General features: G+C 55.9%; 11 protein-coding genes. 7 read left to right on the top strand and 4 right to left on the bottom strand.

Features of this window, described 5'->3' with window-relative positions; translation table 11 throughout:
- Positions 1-4 precede the first annotated feature (4 nt).
- From LX66_RS01825 to LX66_RS01815, 3 genes are read right to left on the bottom strand one after another with little or no spacing between them, the layout of a single operon-like run.
- The gene (locus LX66_RS01825; RefSeq protein WP_145710186.1) at positions 5-754 is read right to left on the bottom strand and encodes an SDR family NAD(P)-dependent oxidoreductase; all 750 of its coding nucleotides are present in this window, start codon (positions 752-754) and stop codon (positions 5-7) included.
- 21 nt (positions 755-775) lie between these two features.
- Complete coding sequence (locus LX66_RS01820; RefSeq protein WP_145710185.1) at positions 776-2917, bottom strand: alpha-glucuronidase family glycosyl hydrolase; 2142 nt, start codon at positions 2915-2917, stop codon at positions 776-778.
- A 26-nt stretch (positions 2918-2943) separates the two neighbouring features.
- On the bottom strand, positions 2944-3966 hold the full coding sequence (locus LX66_RS01815; RefSeq protein ID WP_145710184.1) for a LacI family DNA-binding transcriptional regulator: 1023 nt from the start codon (positions 3964-3966) through the stop codon (positions 2944-2946).
- A 253-nt stretch (positions 3967-4219) separates the two neighbouring features.
- On the opposite strand from LX66_RS01815, the gene LX66_RS01810 reads away from it, so the two are divergent.
- From LX66_RS01810 to LX66_RS01800, 3 genes are all read left to right on the top strand, one after another.
- A complete protein-coding gene (locus LX66_RS01810; protein ID WP_211365938.1) occupies positions 4220-7372 on the top strand; it encodes a SusC/RagA family TonB-linked outer membrane protein in 3153 nt (1050 codons plus the stop codon).
- A gap of 21 nt (positions 7373-7393) precedes the next feature.
- Positions 7394-9259 (top strand): RagB/SusD family nutrient uptake outer membrane protein, encoded by a 1866-nt coding sequence (locus LX66_RS01805; RefSeq protein WP_211365935.1) that lies wholly within the window; start codon positions 7394-7396, stop codon positions 9257-9259.
- Between the two features lie 168 nt (positions 9260-9427).
- Positions 9428-10336: a hypothetical protein gene (locus LX66_RS01800; RefSeq protein ID WP_145710182.1), complete on the top strand. Its 909-nt coding sequence runs from the start codon at positions 9428-9430 to the stop codon at positions 10334-10336.
- A 64-nt stretch (positions 10337-10400) separates the two neighbouring features.
- On the opposite strand, the gene LX66_RS01795 is transcribed toward LX66_RS01800, so the two are convergent.
- Positions 10401-10904 (bottom strand): DinB family protein, encoded by a 504-nt coding sequence (locus LX66_RS01795; RefSeq protein WP_244620254.1) that lies wholly within the window; start codon positions 10902-10904, stop codon positions 10401-10403.
- A 155-nt stretch (positions 10905-11059) separates the two neighbouring features.
- On the opposite strand from LX66_RS01795, the gene LX66_RS01790 reads away from it, so the two are divergent.
- The 4 genes from LX66_RS01790 to LX66_RS01775 all read left to right on the top strand — a co-directional run bounded on the left by LX66_RS01790 (position 11060) and on the right by LX66_RS01775 (position 17481).
- The gene (locus LX66_RS01790) at positions 11060-11656 is read left to right on the top strand and encodes an RNA polymerase sigma factor (RefSeq protein WP_145710181.1); all 597 of its coding nucleotides are present in this window, start codon (positions 11060-11062) and stop codon (positions 11654-11656) included.
- 56 nt (positions 11657-11712) lie between these two features.
- Positions 11713-12708, top strand: coding sequence for a FecR family protein (locus tag LX66_RS01785; protein ID WP_145710180.1), 996 nt, complete (start codon positions 11713-11715; stop codon positions 12706-12708).
- Positions 12709-12892: 184 nt separating this feature from the next.
- Positions 12893-16051, top strand: coding sequence for a TonB-dependent receptor domain-containing protein (locus tag LX66_RS01780; protein ID WP_211365931.1), 3159 nt, complete (start codon positions 12893-12895; stop codon positions 16049-16051).
- A gap of 11 nt (positions 16052-16062) precedes the next feature.
- On the top strand, positions 16063-17481 hold the full coding sequence (locus tag LX66_RS01775) for a tetratricopeptide repeat protein (protein ID WP_145710178.1): 1419 nt from the start codon (positions 16063-16065) through the stop codon (positions 17479-17481).
- Positions 17482-17495: the final 14 nt, after the last annotated feature.

The raw sequence follows: 17495 nt of genomic DNA, 5'->3' as shown, positions 1-17495 counted from the left end.
GGCATTAAAACCCGATGGAGTTACCGCCGTCCACCGGCAGCACTACCCCGGTAATGTAACGGGCTGCATCGCCGGCCAGGAAAAGGGCGGCGTCGCCAATATCGGCCGGCGCGCCCAGCATGCCCATGGGCGTGCGGGACAGTACTTTCTGTTTTCTTTCCGGATCGTTGTCCAGCGCTTTGGCCGACATATCGGTAGCGATAAAGCCGGGCGCAATACAATTCACCCGTATGCCCTGTGGCGACAGCTCCACCGCCATGGCTTTGGTCATGCCTTCGATGGCGGATTTGGAAGCCGTATAGGCGATCACTTTAGGAATGCCGTACTGTGCGGCCATGGAGCTGATGTTGATAATGGCGCCGCTTCCGCTATGCGCCATCTGCTTCACCACTTCACGCGACAGCGCGAAAACGGCCGTCAGGTTGGTAAGCAGTATTTGCTGGAACTCCTGGTCCGTTACTTCGGTGAAGGGCTTTTTCAGGTTGATGCCGGCGTTGTTCACCAGTATGTCTATCCTGCCGTAACGGGTGGTGATATCCTGCACCAGCGCCGGTATGGCGCCCAGGTCCGACAGGTCGGCAGCTACCGGGATGCACAGCGCTCCCAGCCGGTCTTTGGCGGCGTCCAGCTTTTGCCGGTCCCTGCCAATGATGATGGTACGGATGTTGTGCGCCACGAATTTTTCAGTAATAGCCAGTCCTATGCCGGAGCCTCCGCCTGTTACGATCGCCAGTTTTGTATTTTTCTCTTGCATGGTGTTATATGGTTACGGATGTTAATGCGGCGCATAGGGGAATCGCAGTTCCCGGTAATATTCCAGTGTATGTGCCGGCGCCGGTACGCCTTGGGGCAGCGGCAATTTGGCAAAGGTCCGGAAATAGGCCAGGCAGGCATCCCGCCACCAGGCTGCTTCTTCCAATTGAATAGCCAGCAGCATCCTTACCTGCTCCGCTCTTTCTTCATCAATATAGGGGCTTACCTGCTGCCAGGTGTCCGCCATTTGCTGCACGCCCTGTACGCCGGCCTGGTATTTATAGCACAGCTCTTCCCAGAGCGTGCGGCCGGATGGTAGCCTGTACTGCCAGGGCACATGGTGGAACCACAGCAGGTACGCTTCCGGGCAGGTGCGCATGTTTTCCCATTGCTTCCGTACAGCCGGTGCGTACTGCGCCAGGGCATTACTGCCCGACGCCGTACGGTCAAAGCCGATGCCCGTGCTGTCCGCCCGGTGAAAATACACCGGGTTCCAGTCCGCACGGGGGGCCTTGTCGTACCAGGGCGCAGGGCCGTAGTGATGGCCGTAGCCCATGATGTGGTGCAGGCCCAGCGGCGTCATGTAGTTGACCAGCGTTTCGCGGGAAGCCAGCATCATTTGCTGAACGGGTGTTACAAAACGGGCATCGTTGGTAAAGGTTTGCCGGAGCCACTCGTCCGCTACCTGTGCGGATGTAAGCGTGTGGTCCCAGGCCAGCCGGCCCAGCGCATACCAGTTGGCCTGGCCAAAGAGGTGGCCGGTCCAGTTGCGGTCGCTGCCGATGTTGGACACACCCGCCATGCCGGAAATGGCATGTCCTTCCAGGGAGCCGTCTATCACTTTGGCCACGGTGGAGCCGGGACCTTTGGCATGGGTATCTGCTTCCAGCACTTCTTTGAACAGGGGGGAGAGGTATACCAGGTGCGTGGCAAAGCCCAGGTATTCCTGGGTAAGCTGCAGCTCCAGCATGAGCGGCGTGTGCGGCATGGCCCCAAAGAGCGGGTGAAAAGGCTCCCGGGGCTGGAAGTCGATTGGGCCGTTCTTTACCTGCACCACCACATTATCATGGAAGCGCCCGTCCAGTGGTTTGAACTCATCGTATGCCTGTTTGAAACGGTCCTCATCCCCTTTGCTGTCGTATACAAAAGCGCGCCACATCACGATGCCTTTGTAGGGCGCCAGCGCATCCGCCAGCATATTGGCCCCGTCTGCATGGGAGCGGCCGTAGTTCTGGGGGCCGGGCTGTCCTTCGGAATTGGCCTTTACCAGGAAGCCCCCGAAATCCGGTATATAGTGGTAGATCTCCTTTACTTTTTCTTTCCACCATTGCTGTACCTGCGGGTCCAGCGGGTCGGCGGTTTTCAGGCCGCCAATTTCAATAGGCGCGCTGAAACGGGCGGAAAGGTATACCCGGATGCCATAGGGGCGGAACACGCCGGCCAGCGCCGCCACTTTTTCCAGGTAAGGTTTGGAAAGAATGGTGGCATTGGCGTTTACATTGTTCAGCACCGTGCCGTTGATGCCGATAGAAGCATTGGCGCGGGCATAATCCTTATACCGCCGGTCGATGTAGCCGGGCAGCCGGTGCCAGTCCCAGATGGACATGCCGGCATAGCCGCGCTCCACCGTACGGGTAAGGTTATCCCAGTGGTTGAGCAGGCGGTAGCGCACTTTGGGCGCGCTTACTATGCTGAGCTGCTGTATGGGCTGCTGCGTTTGCAGCAGGCGCAGGAAGTGGAATACGCCGTATAGTACCCCGGCATCCGTGTTGCCGGTAATAATGATCTTTTTATCTGCTCCGGTAGTGGTATAAATGCAGAAGCCCTCCGCGCCGGCCTGCTGCAGGGAGGCGGCCGGCACCAGGGAATTGATAGCGGGCCACTGCGCCGGCGTGGCGGCTATTACAGACCCGGCCTGCGCCTGCTGCTGCAGGGGCACGGCTTTATCCAGCAATGCGGGCAGGGCCTTTTGCAGCTCCTCCCTGGCAGCAGTAGACACCGGCGTACTAACGGGAATGTATATACCGGATATGGCATCCCGGTAATCCTGCAGCAGGGCCTTGCCTGTAATACGGTGATAGCGCAGCCATAGCTCGTAGCCGTCTTCGGCCTGCAGTGATCTGGCAGCGATGGAAAGTAATAGCAGTAAAAACAGTTTTCGCATAACGTGAGAGATGGTTTTGTCCGGCTTTATCGCAGGGATGATTCGCGGATGATCAGCTCTGAGCGCAGCAGGATGGTATTGGTAGCCGTTATCAGCGCTGCTCCGTTCAGGTGGTTGATGAGGTGGCGTGCAGCCACTTCGCCCATTTCATAACCGGGATAATTGATCGTGGTCAGGTTGGGCTCAACTACCGTGGAAACAGGGTCGTTGTTGAAGCCCACAAAGGCAATGTCCGCCGGTATGGCGATGCCTTTTTTCTTCAGGCCTATCATGCAACTGGCCGCGCAGTTGTCATTGGCCACAAAAACGCCGTCGGGCAGCACCGGCATGGCCAGTATTTCCGCGGCGGCGGTGTACCCGGCTTCCTGGCTGAGGTTATTATACATGACCATGCTTTCGTCAAAGGGCAGCCCGTGCTCCTGCAAAGCCTGCCGGTAGCCCTGCAGGCGGTCCGTATATACGTTCCGGTTGCTGCGGGCGGTAATATGCACAATACGTTTGCAGCCCCGCTCTACCAGGTGCCGGGTAGCCTCAAAAGCAGCCCTGCGGTTGTCAATGCACACACTGGTCACATTTTCGTGTTCGGCCACGCGGTCAAAGAACAGCAGGGGAATATCCTTTTTAAAGAAGGAGCTGAAATGATCCAGGTTATCCGAGTCGTAGGCCAGGGATACCAGCAGCCCGTCTACCCGGTTGTTGAACATGGTGCGGGCGCTCCGTACTTCTTTTTCTGCGGACTCTGACGATTGGCTGATGATCAGGTTATAGCCCTGGCTGTTGGCTACCTGCTCGATGCCCGCAATAATGGTAGACATGAAATAGCTGTTGAGCCGCGGCACGATCACCCCGATGGTATCGGTGCGCTGGTTGCGCAGGTTCCTGGCAAAATGATTGGAGCGGTAGCCCATTTCCTCGGCCAGGTCATAGATCTTTTTCCGGGTCTTTTTGCTCACGACAGGGTCATCTTTCAGCGCCCGGCTCACGGTGGCAACGGAAATATTGAGTTTCTCCGCCAGATCGTAGATAGTGACTTCTTTGTCTTTATTCATCTGTTAACGTTTACCTCGTCATAGCCCATAAGTTACAAAAGTCTTCCCGTACTCTATTAATACAATCGGTTACATGACGCCAGATAAAGGTAATAGAATATTTTTGTAAAAAAGTAATGTAATCGGTTACATTTTTGAATAATATTCCTACTTTAGTCAAGGATTCCGATACCACGTACAGCATATTCCACTTAAAAATGAACATGTTATGAAAAATTTTACCAGACCTGCACGGCACGCATACCCTTTCCCTGTGCCACTTAGAACGTGCATGGCAGCGGTATGGTGCGCCGCACTGCTTTTCCTGTTGCCATTCTATGCCTGGTCACAGACCAGCGGCCCCGTAGGCGGGCGTGTGACCGATGAAAACGGCCAGCCTGTGCCGGGCGCCACCATCGTGATCAAAGGTACCAGCACCGGCACCGTTACCAACGAAGACGGCATTTTCAAGCTCAACGCGCCGGGCAACGGCGTGCTGCTGATCTCTTCCGTGGGCTTTACTTCCCGGGAGATCAGCATCAACAACCGCAGCAACATCCCCGTTACCCTGGGCATGGGCAGCAAGGGACTGGAAGAAGTAGTGGTGGTAGGTTACGGCACCAGTAAACGGCGCGACGTGACCGGGGCCATTGCCTCCGTGAGCAGCGAGACCCTGAAAGAAGTGCCCGCGCCCAACCTTATTTCACAACTGAAAGGCCGTACGGCCGGCGTATCCATCGTCAGCAACGGCGCTACGCCGGGCGTTGGCGGACAGATCCGCATACGCGGCAACCGTACCATCACCAATTCCCAGGGCAACAGCGATGCGCTGGACGGCCCCTTGCTGGTGCTGGACGGTATTCCCTATGGCGGCAGCATCAATGACCTGAACCCGGATGATATTGCGAACCTCGAGATATTGAAGGACGCTTCCGCCACCGCCATCTACGGGTCAAGAGGCGCCGGCGGCGTGATCCTGATCACCACCAAACGCGGCAAGCCCGGCCGGCCGGTGATCAGCTATGACAGCTACTACGGTATCTCGTCCGTGATGGGAAAGTATAAAGTGATGAACGGGCAGGAATACGCGCAGTTCAAGGAAGATGCGGCTGCGTATAACCGTTCCAACTGGCCCGGCAGCGGCGGCACCTCCTCCTACCTGCTGACGCAGGCCGAGAAAGATGCGCTGGCAGCCGGCATCTCTACCGACTGGCAGGACCTGATCTACCAGAACGGGTTTACCACCAGCCACCAGCTTAGCCTGTCCGGCGGCACGGAAACCACCCAGTACGGCATGGGCGGCGGCTATTACCGCGAAGGGGGCATTATCCCCAACCAGAAATTTGAGCGCTATAACCTGCGCGCCACCATCGATCACCGGATCGGGAAACGGCTGCGTATCGGGTTGAACACGATCAATACCTTGTCTTATTCCAACACCCCGGGCGGTGGCGGCGTGCCGGGCACGCTGGTGCGGCTAACGCCCCTGGCGGCTCCGTACCTGCCCGATGGCAGCGTGAACCTGACACCGGCGGCCGGCTCCATTGACGCAGCTATTATCAGCCCGCTGACACTGATGACCAAGAAAGACGCCATCCTGGACCGGACGCGCCGGCTGAGAACCTTTAACAGCCTGTATGGCGAGCTGCAGATAACCGACGGCCTGCGGTACCGGGTAAACGTGGGCCTTGACTACCGGCAGGAGAACGCGAACGCCTACAACGGCCCGCTCACCTTTACCAATACGGCCACCACGCAGGCCTCTTCCAATGCCCGGGTCAACAACGGGGAGGCATGGGCGTACAACATACAAAACCTGCTGTACTACGAAAAAACATTTGCACAAAAGCACCGGCTGGATGTAACCGCCCTGTTCGAGGTGAACAAGGACCACAGCCAGAGCAGCACTTTCGAGGTGACCGGCGTACCGGCCGACTATATCAAGAACGCCAACTTCGCCCTGGCCTCCGGTCAGCCGAGAGGGGAAGGCACCTTCGTGGAAACCGGGCTGCTTTCCTATATGGGTCGTATTAACTATGCGTATGACAACCGCTACGTGGTAACGGCCACGGTGCGCGTGGACGGCTCCTCCACCCTGGCGCCCGGCCACCAGTATTTTACCTATCCTGCTTTTGGCCTGGGATGGAATATTTCCGAAGAAGCGTTTATGCGCAACGTTTCGTTTATCTCTAACCTGAAGCTGAGAGGCGGATGGGGTATCTCCGGCAACCGCAACGTGCCGGCCTATCAAACGCTGGCAGCGCTTTCCGCCTCCACCTATAATTTTGGGCAGGGCACGCAGGGGCAGCAGTTGGCTTACCTGGTTACCCAGGTGCGCAACCCTTCCCTTACCTGGCAGTCCACCTCCCAGTATGACGTTGGCCTGGACTTCGGCCTGTTCAACAACCGCATTACCGGTACGGTGGATGTGTATGAGCAGCGCACCAAGGACATCCTGCTGCCGGTAAGCCTGCCGCAAAGCAATGGCGCCGACGCTACCGTGCAGAACCTGGGAAAAACCAGGGGCCGGGGCCTGGAAATTATGGTCAGCAGCACGAATATCAATACCCGGAGCGGCTTTACCTGGAGCACGGATGTGAACTTCTTTTTTAACCGGGAGGAAATTACCGAGCTGACTACTCCTGCTGAAGTAGCCAACAAAGCCAATGGCTGGTTTGTAGGACAGCCGCTGTCCGTTATCTATGACTACAAAAAGATCGGTATCTGGCAACTGGAAGATTCCGCTAAAGGGCTTACCGGCGCGCAAACATCGCCCAGGGCCTATCCCGGGCAGATCAGGGTGGAAGATGTGGACGGCAACGGTGTCATCGACGCCAACGACCGGCAGATCATCGGCAATTTCCAGCCGCAATGGGAAGGCGGCCTGACCAACCGTTTCAGCTACAAGGGTTTTGACCTGTCCGTGGTGATCTATGCCAGGATGGGCATGAAGGTGCTGGCGCCTTACCTGTCTGCAGACGGCGGCGCCAACGGTTTTCCTTTCTTCAACCAGGGTCGTGTGAACCAGTTGAAGCTGGATTACTGGACGCGCGATAATCCTACCAATGCATTCCCTGCGCCCGATGCCGGTACAGACCGCCTGAACTTCGGGTCTACCCTGGCTTACCAGGACGGGTCATTCATCAAGTGCAGGAGCATCAACCTGGGTTATTCCCTGCCGGAAGGCGTTTTGAAAAAGCTGCATGTCAGCTCGCTGCGTTTTTATGCCAACATTACCAACCCGTTCATTATCTATTCCCCCTTTGTAAGCGATGGGCTGGGGCCTGATCCGGAAGGCAACGGCTATGGCGGGGCCGTGAATCCCACCGGGTCATCGGAGGTATCAGCGCCTACGCGCCAGGTGAGCGTGAACCTGAACAACCCCACCATACGCCAGTATACATTCGGGGCCAACCTGAAATTCTAAACGAATAAAATATTTTGACAGATGAAACCGAGCATGATAAATACTTCCCGCTATATAAAATTCGGCGGCGCTTTACTGCTTGCTTTGACCATCACGGGCAACAGTTGCACCAAGATACTGGAGGAGCATCCGCAGGCCAGCATCCTCCCCGAGTTCCTGGCTACCCCTGCCGGCGTGCTGGGTGGGATTGCCGGCGTGTATAATGATATGCGGAGCCAGTGGGGCACCGAGGGCTTCAGTGCGGAAATGGTGGCCGGCACGGACGAGCACCTGGCCGGGGCCAGCGCCAGCGGCATCCAGTTGTATACCTATAACGGGCTTAATTCTACGAACTTTGGCTCCGCCTGGGGGATCGCTTTCCGCGATATCAATACCCTGAACGCCGTGCTGGAATACGGGGAGAACATTGATCCTTCCGAGCTGCCGGAGGCTACCAAGCGCGCTTACCTGGCACAGGCCAAATTCCTCCGCGCCTTCTGGTACTTTTACCTGGTGCAAACCTTCGGGGATGTGCCGCTGCACACGGAATTTATTGACGTAGCCACCAAGTCGGACTCCCGGCAGCCGGTGGCGCAGGTGTACGAGCAGATCATCCAGGATCTGAACGAAGCGATTGCCGATATGCCGAATACGGTGACGGCGCCGTTCCTGGGCAAGGCAGCCTGCAAGCCGGTGGCCATGTACCTGCTGGCAAAAGTATACCTGACCCGGGGCTGGCTGACCAATTCGCAGGCGGATTTCACGCAGGCTTATACCATTGCTTCGGAGATCATTGCCAACAAAGGCGCTTATGGCCTGGACCTGTGGCAGGATTACGGCGACGCTTTCAAACCTGAAAATGATTATGGGAAGGAAACCCTCTTTGTCAGCGACCATAGCACGGACCCCAAGTACGGCCAGTACATTGTAGGCGGACAGGCATCCGGCGGCGCCGCGCAAAACCTGACGCCCTGGTTCTATATCTGGAACTACCCGTCCAACAGCGGCATCAATTCCTACATCAATTCCACGTCCGGCGCGCTGGTCAACAACGGCACCTCCGGCATGATCCGCGATGCGGTGAATGGCAGGCCCTATATACGCACCCGGCCTAACACGGCGCTGCTGGCTTCCGGGCCGCATGCAGGAAAGCGGTATCTCCTGGACCAGGCGTTTGCAGACAGGGATAATGATTCGCGGTATGACAATACTTTCCAGCAGGTGTGGATATCCAATACCGCCATTTCCAACAGCGCGGATGCTGCCAATAATTCCAGGGGCATCAGCTACACCATGCAGCCGGGTGTGGATACCGCTATTTATATGCCTGATTTTGAGGTGCCCGGCGCGCCGCAGTTTGATGGTGCAAGGCCTTTCAAAGGCATTATTATTCCGCCCAGTTTATGGTCCAACAGCTACTTCCCGGTTGTGAAGAAATTTATGGACCCGAGCCGGGGCGCTAACTTCAATGATCCTTCCAGCAGGCCGGTGGTGCTGTACCGTTTTTCAGATGTGTACCTGGTGGCCGCCGAAGCGGCATTCAAGCTGAATGACCTGGTGAATGCCGCCAACATGCTGAACGTGGTGCGGCAGCGGGCCGCTTTCCGCAAAACCAATACGGAAGCGCAGAATATAGCCGCGGCGGCGGCCATGACCATCACACCCCAGCAGGTAACGCTGGACTTTATCCTGGATGAGCGCAGCCGGGAGTTTTATGGCGAGTGGCAAAGGTGGCATGACCTGGTGCGCACCAAATCCCTGGTGAGAAGGGTGCAGGAGTGGAACCCGGAAGCAGGGCCTAATATCAAGGATTTTCATGCGCTGCGGCCCATCCCGCAATCGCAGATAGACCGGGTAGTGGAGGGAGATTGCCAGGGCAATGCGTGCTGGCAGAACCCCGGGTATTGAGTTTTTTACCGTTATGAACGTGTGGTTTTTCCTGCCGGGCATTATTGCCCGGCAGGACTTTTTTTGCCATACCGACAGCCGGAGCCGGTAGAAAAAATACTGGTTTTCGTGTATTGGGCCTCCCGGCAGCAACCTGTATACTTGCACGATCACTAAAAATATACGTCGATGAGAAAAGCCATCCTGTTATTGAGTACACTTTTACCGATCTTTTCCTGTGCAGGCAGCGCCGGCCGTGGTGAAAATACCGGGAGCGACTCGCTTACAGCACAAAGCACGGTTGAAAAAGCCGCGTTCGGAGAAGGAAAGATAACGGTAGACATTTATTTCCCCGATAACCCGCTCAGCAAGGTCTTAAACAAGATAGACCCCGCTAAGGGCAATATGCAGGAGCAGTTTGCAACGCTTTCCAAAACACTGACTGCTGAAGATGCACAGCAAATAAACCGGGTAATGAAGGGAAATCCCATACAGGCCATGATGGTCATGTTCTCCCCCTTGCTGAAGAATGAGATATTTGTGAGGGAAGGCAATGCCACCGCTAAATGCGACGGCCTGGTATACCACCTGGAAAACCAGTTGGAAGGCAATGCCGGGAAAGGAAAGATCTTTTTGCAGTCACAGGCGGACAAGGGGAACCAGGTCACTTTCAGCTATGACAAGGACTTCCTGGGACAAAGCCAGGTGCAAACGGTATTTGAGCGGGACAAGTATGACCGGGCGGAAACGGGTGAGACCGCCCAGGTAGCTGGCTACAACTGTACCAAGGCGGTTTACACACTAAAGCCGGGCGGCGGCCCCGGTGTTGGCAAGCTGGAAGTGTGGACATCTGCGCAAATGCCCAGGTCCCTGAATTTTATACACCCGTTTTACCTGGATGAGGACCACGGGATCATGAAAATAGTGTTGTTTTTGGATGGCGGGTCTTCCATGGTCTATGAATTTAAGAAAGTATTGCCCGGCGAGGTAAGCGCCGCTGATATGGCTATACAGGAGAGCCAGCCCGTTTATGACGCGGCAACGGCCGGCACTGCATTGAGTGGCAAGATCATGGGCGTTATGTTCGGTACAAAATAGGATTTCATTATAACCATCAAAAAGCCCCGTTGCAGAGCAACGGGGCTTTTTGATGGGACGGATGCTAGAAATTCATCTCATCCGCGCTGGGGCCGTAGCTGCCGGGAATGGGCACATCCAGCAGGCGCAGGTACACGCCCAGTTGCGCGCGGTGGTGCACTGTCTGGCAATAAGCCACCCGTATCATTTCCGCTTTGGTGCAGGTAAGCAATACCTGGTCTCCATTGCGCAGGGTCCATGTTTTCTCCAGTTCTTCCTCCGTTGCTTTTTCCAGGCTGGCGCGGCCTTGGGCCAGGGTGCGCTCATAATAGGCCAGCAGGTCGGCCGTGCTGCTGATAGGCTCCTGCTGGTAGGGATTGGCGGCAAAGTCCAGCCCGTCTGTAGTGAGCGTCATTTCCACCCAGCCCGGTAATTCGGCCACGTGGGTAGCCAGCCATTTCAGGGTGCCGCTTTTAGGATGCGGTTTCCAGTCAAATTTGTCCTGGGGTACGCGTTCCAGCATTTTACGGGTGGTTTGAGCTTCCTGTTCCAGCTCTTTCTGCAGCGTTTGAATAATGGAGATTGACATAATAATGTGTTTTTTGTTTTGTGATACAAAGAAAGAACGGGGGAGTGACAACCTTATGTCAGCAGGTTTTGGGGAGGCGGAAAAATTTTCAAAACCTGGCCATATCCCGGATTTAATATACAGTTTACATCCAAAGGGTAAGTTTGTGAGCGAATATGGAAAAGCTTTCAGACAGCCGGCTGATAGACCTGGTCAGGGGGGACAACCAGCATGCATTTACCACACTGGTAAACCGGTACTGGGAAAACATGTACCGGCATATACATGCAAAGCTCCGCCACGAGGAAGACACTAAAGATATACTGCAGGAAATATTCATCACTGTCTGGAAAAACCGCGGGCACCTGTATGTAGATGATAATGGCACGCTGGGCGCTTACCTGTACCGGGCCGCCCGTTATTGCATTATCGATTATTTCGGCCGTCCTAAAACCGCCATTTGCGATGAAGCGCAGTTGCATGCACTGCTCGCGCAGGAGGTAACCCTATCCGCTCATGAGCTGCTGGTGAGCAAGGAAATGGAGCAGCGCGTGAACGATGCGCTCAGTCGCCTGCCCGAGCGATTGCAGCTACCTTACCGCCTGAGCCGCTACCAGCACCTGACCAATAAAGAGATTGCCGCACGATTGTCGTTATCGGAGCAAACCGTAAAAAATAATATCTCCCTTACATTACAGCGGTTGCGTTTGTCCATCCATGAAAAGGACGGTTTCGCCATACTGTTCATACTACTGGTAACACACCCTTCATAATTCCTTAACACACTTTTGCAGTACTTCCCTGTTGCCGGGGAGATTTATAAGGCGTTATGCTCAAGAAACGCTTTTCAACAGCCGACCTCAAAGCTGTTTTAAACAGGTATATACAGGGCAGCGCCAGCCCGGAAGAAGCGCAACAGGTAGAGCGCTGGTACGCCGGCATGTCCGTTGCGCAGGAGGAGGACGCGCTGGCCGACCCGGGTAAAAAAGAACAGTTGCGACAGGAGATCGTGTCCGGCATTATGATGCAGATACAGGCGGAACAACCGTTGCTGCCTGCACGTCGCCGCTACTGGCGGCCGGTAGCGGCGGCGGTATTGATCATGGCGGCAGGCGCCTGTTTGTACCTGCTGCGGCAGCCCGCGAAAGTAACGCCGGCAGCCAGGCTGGTGTATGCCCCGCCGGGCGCGCGCAAGACCGTAACGCTGGCAGATGGCAGCGTAGTGCGGTTGAATGCCGGTACGGTGCTCTCCATTGCCGGCGATTACGGGCAGCAGGAGCGGCAGGTGGAGCTGCGGGGGGAGGCCTTTTTTGAAGTAGCCGCCGATCCGCAACATCCTTTCCGTATACGCGCCGGTGAAATGATCACCGAAGTGCTGGGCACCTCCTTTAATATAAAAGCCTACAAAGAACAAAAGGAATGGCAGGTGGCCGTAGCCGGCGGCAGCGTGAAAGTGTTGCGGCAGCCCGCAAACGGCGCGCCGCGGGTACTGGCGGCCGTATTGACGGCCAACCGGGAACTGGCCTATGACCTGCAAACGCAGCAGGTTGCCGTGCGCGCCATCAGCCAGGACCAACTGGGCGCCTGGCGCAATAACCGCTTCTGCTTCCATAACAGCACGCTCGCAGAAATAGCCGCAGAGCTGCAGCGCCAATATAACGTGCCGGTCGTTATTGCCGGGAAAGGCACTACGGACGGGCATTACAAGATCAGCTTTGAGCAGGAGCCCCTGCCAAAAGTGTTGAAATTATTATCGGACCTGACAGGAATTACCTATACGATACAACCGGACCAGGTTATTATTCACACTGCAAAAACACATTAACTATGGGGAATTAATACATGCCAGCAAAAAAGCCGGAAGTGGTACCAGCACTTCCGGCAAAGCAGGCGCGCCGGTAAAGGCGGCCGCATTTTTAACGGATTTGGGTCACATTAAAAACATTTCAAAGATGCAAAAAATTTTCTCAGGTTATTATAACCTGTTTAAACCGCTTTTTTCTTTAAAGATGAGGATCACGAGCTTCCTGTTATTATTTTCTTCTGTGCTGTCCTATGCCGCTACCAGCGCCGGGCAGTCCATGCATGAAGTAAAAGTGAGCCTGTCCGTAGAAGCCAGGCCACTCAAAGAAGTATTGTCGCTGATTGAGCAGCAGTCGTCCTTTGTGATCGGCTATAACCGGGATGATATTCCCGATAACAGCAAGGTCACTTATACCGGCGCCAACCGGCCGGTGGATGAAGTGCTCAATGACTTGCTGCGTGCTTACCCGGTAGTGGCCAGGCAGGTGAATGAGCGGTATATATTGATCAATAAGGTAAGCCCTGCGGAAAAGCTGCGCTGGCTGCAGCCTGTAGTGATCACCGGTAAGGTAACGGACCAGGCTTCCGGTGAAGCGCTGCCGGGCGTAAGCATCAGCATTAAAGGCACTTCCTCCGGCACGGCCACCGGCACAGACGGTACATTTTCCCTGCGCTTCCCGCCGGACCGGGAGGAGATCGTGCTGGTGGTATACTATCTCGGCTTTAAAAAACAGGAGCTGACCATTCACCGCGCCAATGCCGGCCAGGCGCTGCATATTGCGCTGGCGGCCGATCGCCTGGGCCTGGATGAGGTGGTGGTGACCGGGCAGGGGCTGGACATCAGTAAAAGAAGATTGTCTACCGACATTGCCAGCATCAGCGCGCGGGAACTGGAAGATGCGCCTTCCGGCCGTATAGACCAGTTGCTGCAGGGCAAGCTGCCTAATGCGCAGATCAGGCTCACCGGCGGGCAGGCCGGCGCTACTTCCATCATCCGTGCGAGAGGCGTTAATTCCGCTTTCGTGAACTCCACGCCGGTGATCTACGTGGACGGGGTGCGCATGGACAACCTGAACACCGTGTCCGCCCTGGGCGGCGGCAGCGCGCAGGGGGCTGCCATCAGCTCAGTTGCAGACATACCGCTGGATAATATTGAGCGCATTGAATACATCAACGGCGGCGCTGCCACCACGCTTTACGGCTCCGACGCGGCCAACGGCGTGATACAGATCTTCACCAAAAAAGGCGGCTCCGAGAAAACGGATATTACCGTGGAAACGCAGATGGGCATTGAAACGCCCACTACGGATTTCCTGCACTTCAAGCGTACAAAGGACCTGCTGTTCCAGAACGGCTTTTACCAGAAGCACCACCTGGCGCTGAACGGCGGCCAGGGCAACTTCGGGTACAGCTTTTCCGGCAATTACAGCAACAGCCAGGGCGTGCAGGTATTTGACCAGAACCGCAACCGCCGCATTGATTTCAGCAGCGGCTTCCGCGCCGGCCTGGGACAAAAAGTGACCTATGAAAGCTCTTTCTCTTTTGTGAACAATAATTACAAGCGTAACCGTAACGGTAACCAGGGCGGTTATACGGGATTGTGGTTTGCGGAGAGTGGCGCTTCCGCCATTACCGGCCCCCGTTTCAATCCAAAGATAGATTCCCTCTCCGGTGAGGAGTTCCAGGCCATGAAAGACTATGTGCATGAAGCGGAGCGCCTGCAGGACAACAGTATCAAGGTGAATCGCTTCCAGACCTCCCAGGTGTTCAAATACCAGCCGCTGAAGAACCTGGTGTTCAAAGCTACCGGCGGTATTGACTACCGGGTGCAGAAGAACCAGGTAATACAAACCAATCAATACCTGTCATTCACCACCAACACTACGGTAAAGGATCAGGGCAGCATTACCAATGCGGACCGTAAATACCTGGGCATTACGCTGGAGCTGAACGGGCAGTATGAAGCCAAGGTGCGCAACTTCTCCTTTATCACCACCGGTGGTGCGCAGCTATTCCGGAACGAAGACCAGCAGGTGGCCTATACCGGCAACAACATCCGCGACGGCGCCCGCACCATCCGCGATGCCGCTACCAAAACCAGCAATGAATATTACATTGAAGTGGTGAACTACGGCGTGTACCTGTTGGAGAACATCGGCTTTAAGAACAAGCTGTTCCTGGACCTGGGCCTGAGAGGCGACGGGAACCCGGCGTTCGGCAGCAACATCGGCGTGCAGTATTACCCTAAAGCGGGTATCTCCTACATTCCCAGCGCAGAGCCCTGGTTTGAGGGCCTTTCCCGCGTTATATCCTCCGCCAAGATCAGGGGCAGCTTTGGCGTAGCGGGCAATCTGCCCACCGCTTTCTCCAATGAAAGGACCATCGCCTTTGGCGGCTACCAGGACGAGCAGGCGGCTTATTTCGGGCAGCCCGGCAACGACGACCTGAAGCCGGAAAAAACGCAGACCATAGAAGGCGGCCTGGACCTGGGCTTCTGGCAGGATCGCTTCCTGTTGTCCGCCGGTTACTATCATGCCACTACCCGCAATGCCCTGTTTTATGTGCCGCCTACGCCTTCTACCGGGCAGTCGCAGTCGCAGTTGTACAACGTAGGCAAGATACTGAACCGTGGATGGGAGCTTCATGCAACCGCCATTCCTGTACAGCAGCGGGATGTGACCCTGAGCCTGAACGTATCCGTAAACACCCTGTACAATAAAGTGCAGAGCGCCGGCGGCGTAGCGCCTTTCAACATCAACGGCTTCAGCGCCCGCACCATTCAGACGGTGGTGCAGGAAGGGTATGAGATCGGTTTCCTGCGGGGCAACTATGGCGTATTCGGCGCCGACGGCACGCTGGAAAGCACTACCGCGCAGCAGTACCTGGGCACTACCATCCCCAACCTGTTTGGCAGCATGGGCCTGAACTTCCGCTACAAACGCTTTGACCTGTACGCCACGGCCGATTACCAGAGCGGTGCTTACGCCAACTCTTTTGACCGCCAGTTCCGCTTCTACTACGGTGCGGACAATGAAGGCATTCCACAGGCGGAGATTGACAAGAACAAGCGTACCAACTGGCTGAACTTCACCAATATGTTCGTGGAGAAAACAGATTTCATCAAGGTGCGCAGCATCGGTGTTAATTATTCACTGCGGCCCGGCCTGCTGGGCAAGGCGGTAAAATCGCTGACGGTAGGCTTTATGGCGGTGAACCCGCTCAATTTCACCTCCTCCAGCTTTGACCCCGAGGCCACTATCAGCGGCAGCGCGCAGGGACAGGGCGGCGCCACCACCGGCGGTATCTCTTATGCCACCTATTCCTCGCCCCGCCAGTTCCTGGGATCATTAAGGTTAAACTTTTAAATGCAGAAATCATGAAGCAACTCTTTTTATATAGCTGTATCATCGCCATGCTGGGCATGAGCGCCTGCGATGTGCTGAACCCGAATGTAACGGACGAAGTATACCTGGAAAATCCCGATGCTGCCAAAAGCTGGGTTAACGGCCTGCGCCGGCAACTGGCCCTTACCATGAACCAGGTAGTGGTGAGTACGGAGCTGGTATCGGACAACTATTACAACAACCGCACCCTGAGCAGCAAGGTGTTTGATATTCCGCAGATCGATTACTACGACCTGGACGTGAACAACCTGCAGGTGCAGGTACAGCGCTTGCGCGAGATGGCCGACTATGGCATCAGCAAGGTGCTGCCGGCAGATAAGGCCGCTACCGATGCGGATGCTGCGGAGATATTGTTCAGTAAGGCTTTTGCCCATCTGCTGAGCGGCGAGCTGTTTGTAGCGCTGCCGGGCAGCAGCCTGGGCGAGGTGCTGACGCCTGCGGAGCACCTGCACCTGGCCATTACCGGCCTGGACCAGGCCATTGCTGTTGCGCCGGAAGCGGCGGACAGGCTGGCGTATACGCTGCTGAAGGCCCGCGCTTATTACCACCTGGGCGACGCGGAGAACGCTGCACGGTATGCTACGGAAGCGCTGGCGGATAAAACCCTGTTGCGCCAGGTAGGGTACGATGGCGTGAACGGCGTGTCCAACGATATGCAGACTTACCTGTTCTCCTCCACCTACAACGAGTTCGCACCGCTGCCGCGCCTGGATTTCCTGGACCCGAAGTACTATCACATAGGTACGCCCAGCGCAGACCAGAAACCCGTTACCATTGTAAAAGCAGAAGAAGCCTACCTGATACTGGCGGAAACACAAATTGCCGCCAATGGTCTTGTTGCGGCCCGCCAGACGCTGAAGAACCTGCTGACCGAAGTAGTGGACCAGCGCCCCACCGTGATGCTGGACGACAGCAAAGAGACCCGCAATGGCGGCAACCGCACGGACTACCCCTTAACAGCCGTACAGGTAAAATTTGATGCTGCCGATAGTTCCCGCACTGGCTATGTACTGAACCGGCAGGAGGGTGACATTGAAGCCTATACGGTTTCCGGTACCAGGGTAACGGCTGCCGACATTGATGCTGCTGCTATGCAGGACGAGCTGCTGTATATCCTGTACCGTATGCGCCAGGAAATATTCATCGCAGAAGGCCGCCGCATGACGGACCTGGGCATTAAATTTCCCGTGTCGCAAACGGAGCAACTGAACAACAGCCATGTGCTGCCGGAACATACGCAGGCGCAGGTACCCGCCTTTATACCGCTGAACAGGGGCATGGACGACTTCACTTATGACGAAGCTGCCGGCACCGTGATCATGCAGTATGATATGAACAAAGTGCTGGTACAAAACAAACAGGCAAGCGAAATATTTCCCTTCATCCAATAGGATACCACTGCTGA

It is taken from the genome of Chitinophaga japonensis, from assembly GCF_007830125.1.
Lineage (GTDB): Bacteria > Bacteroidota > Bacteroidia > Chitinophagales > Chitinophagaceae > Chitinophaga > Chitinophaga japonensis.
Note: the sequence above shows the minus strand (reverse complement) of the source record. Positions and strands in the feature narration are given on the sequence as shown.

Bases quoted from the DNA above. Each gene is read 5' to 3' on its own strand.
- LX66_RS01825 (WP_145710186.1), bottom strand. From the start codon at position 754: ATGCAAGAGAAAAATACAAAACTGGCGATCGTAACAGGCGGAGGCTCC.
- LX66_RS01820 (WP_145710185.1), bottom strand. From the start codon at position 2,917: ATGCGAAAACTGTTTTTACTGCTATTACTTTCCATCGCTGCCAGATCA.
- LX66_RS01815 (WP_145710184.1), bottom strand. From the start codon at position 3,966: ATGAATAAAGACAAAGAAGTCACTATCTACGATCTGGCGGAGAAACTC.
- LX66_RS01805 (WP_211365935.1), top strand. From the start codon at position 7,394: ATGAAACCGAGCATGATAAATACTTCCCGCTATATAAAATTCGGCGGC.
- LX66_RS01800 (WP_145710182.1), top strand. From the start codon at position 9,428: ATGAGAAAAGCCATCCTGTTATTGAGTACACTTTTACCGATCTTTTCC.
- LX66_RS01795 (WP_244620254.1), bottom strand. From the start codon at position 10,904: ATGTCAATCTCCATTATTCAAACGCTGCAGAAAGAGCTGGAACAGGAA.
- LX66_RS01790 (WP_145710181.1), top strand. From the start codon at position 11,060: ATGGAAAAGCTTTCAGACAGCCGGCTGATAGACCTGGTCAGGGGGGAC.
- LX66_RS01785 (WP_145710180.1), top strand. From the start codon at position 11,713: ATGCTCAAGAAACGCTTTTCAACAGCCGACCTCAAAGCTGTTTTAAAC.
- LX66_RS01780 (WP_211365931.1), top strand. From the start codon at position 12,893: ATGAGGATCACGAGCTTCCTGTTATTATTTTCTTCTGTGCTGTCCTAT.
- LX66_RS01775 (WP_145710178.1), top strand. From the start codon at position 16,063: ATGAAGCAACTCTTTTTATATAGCTGTATCATCGCCATGCTGGGCATG.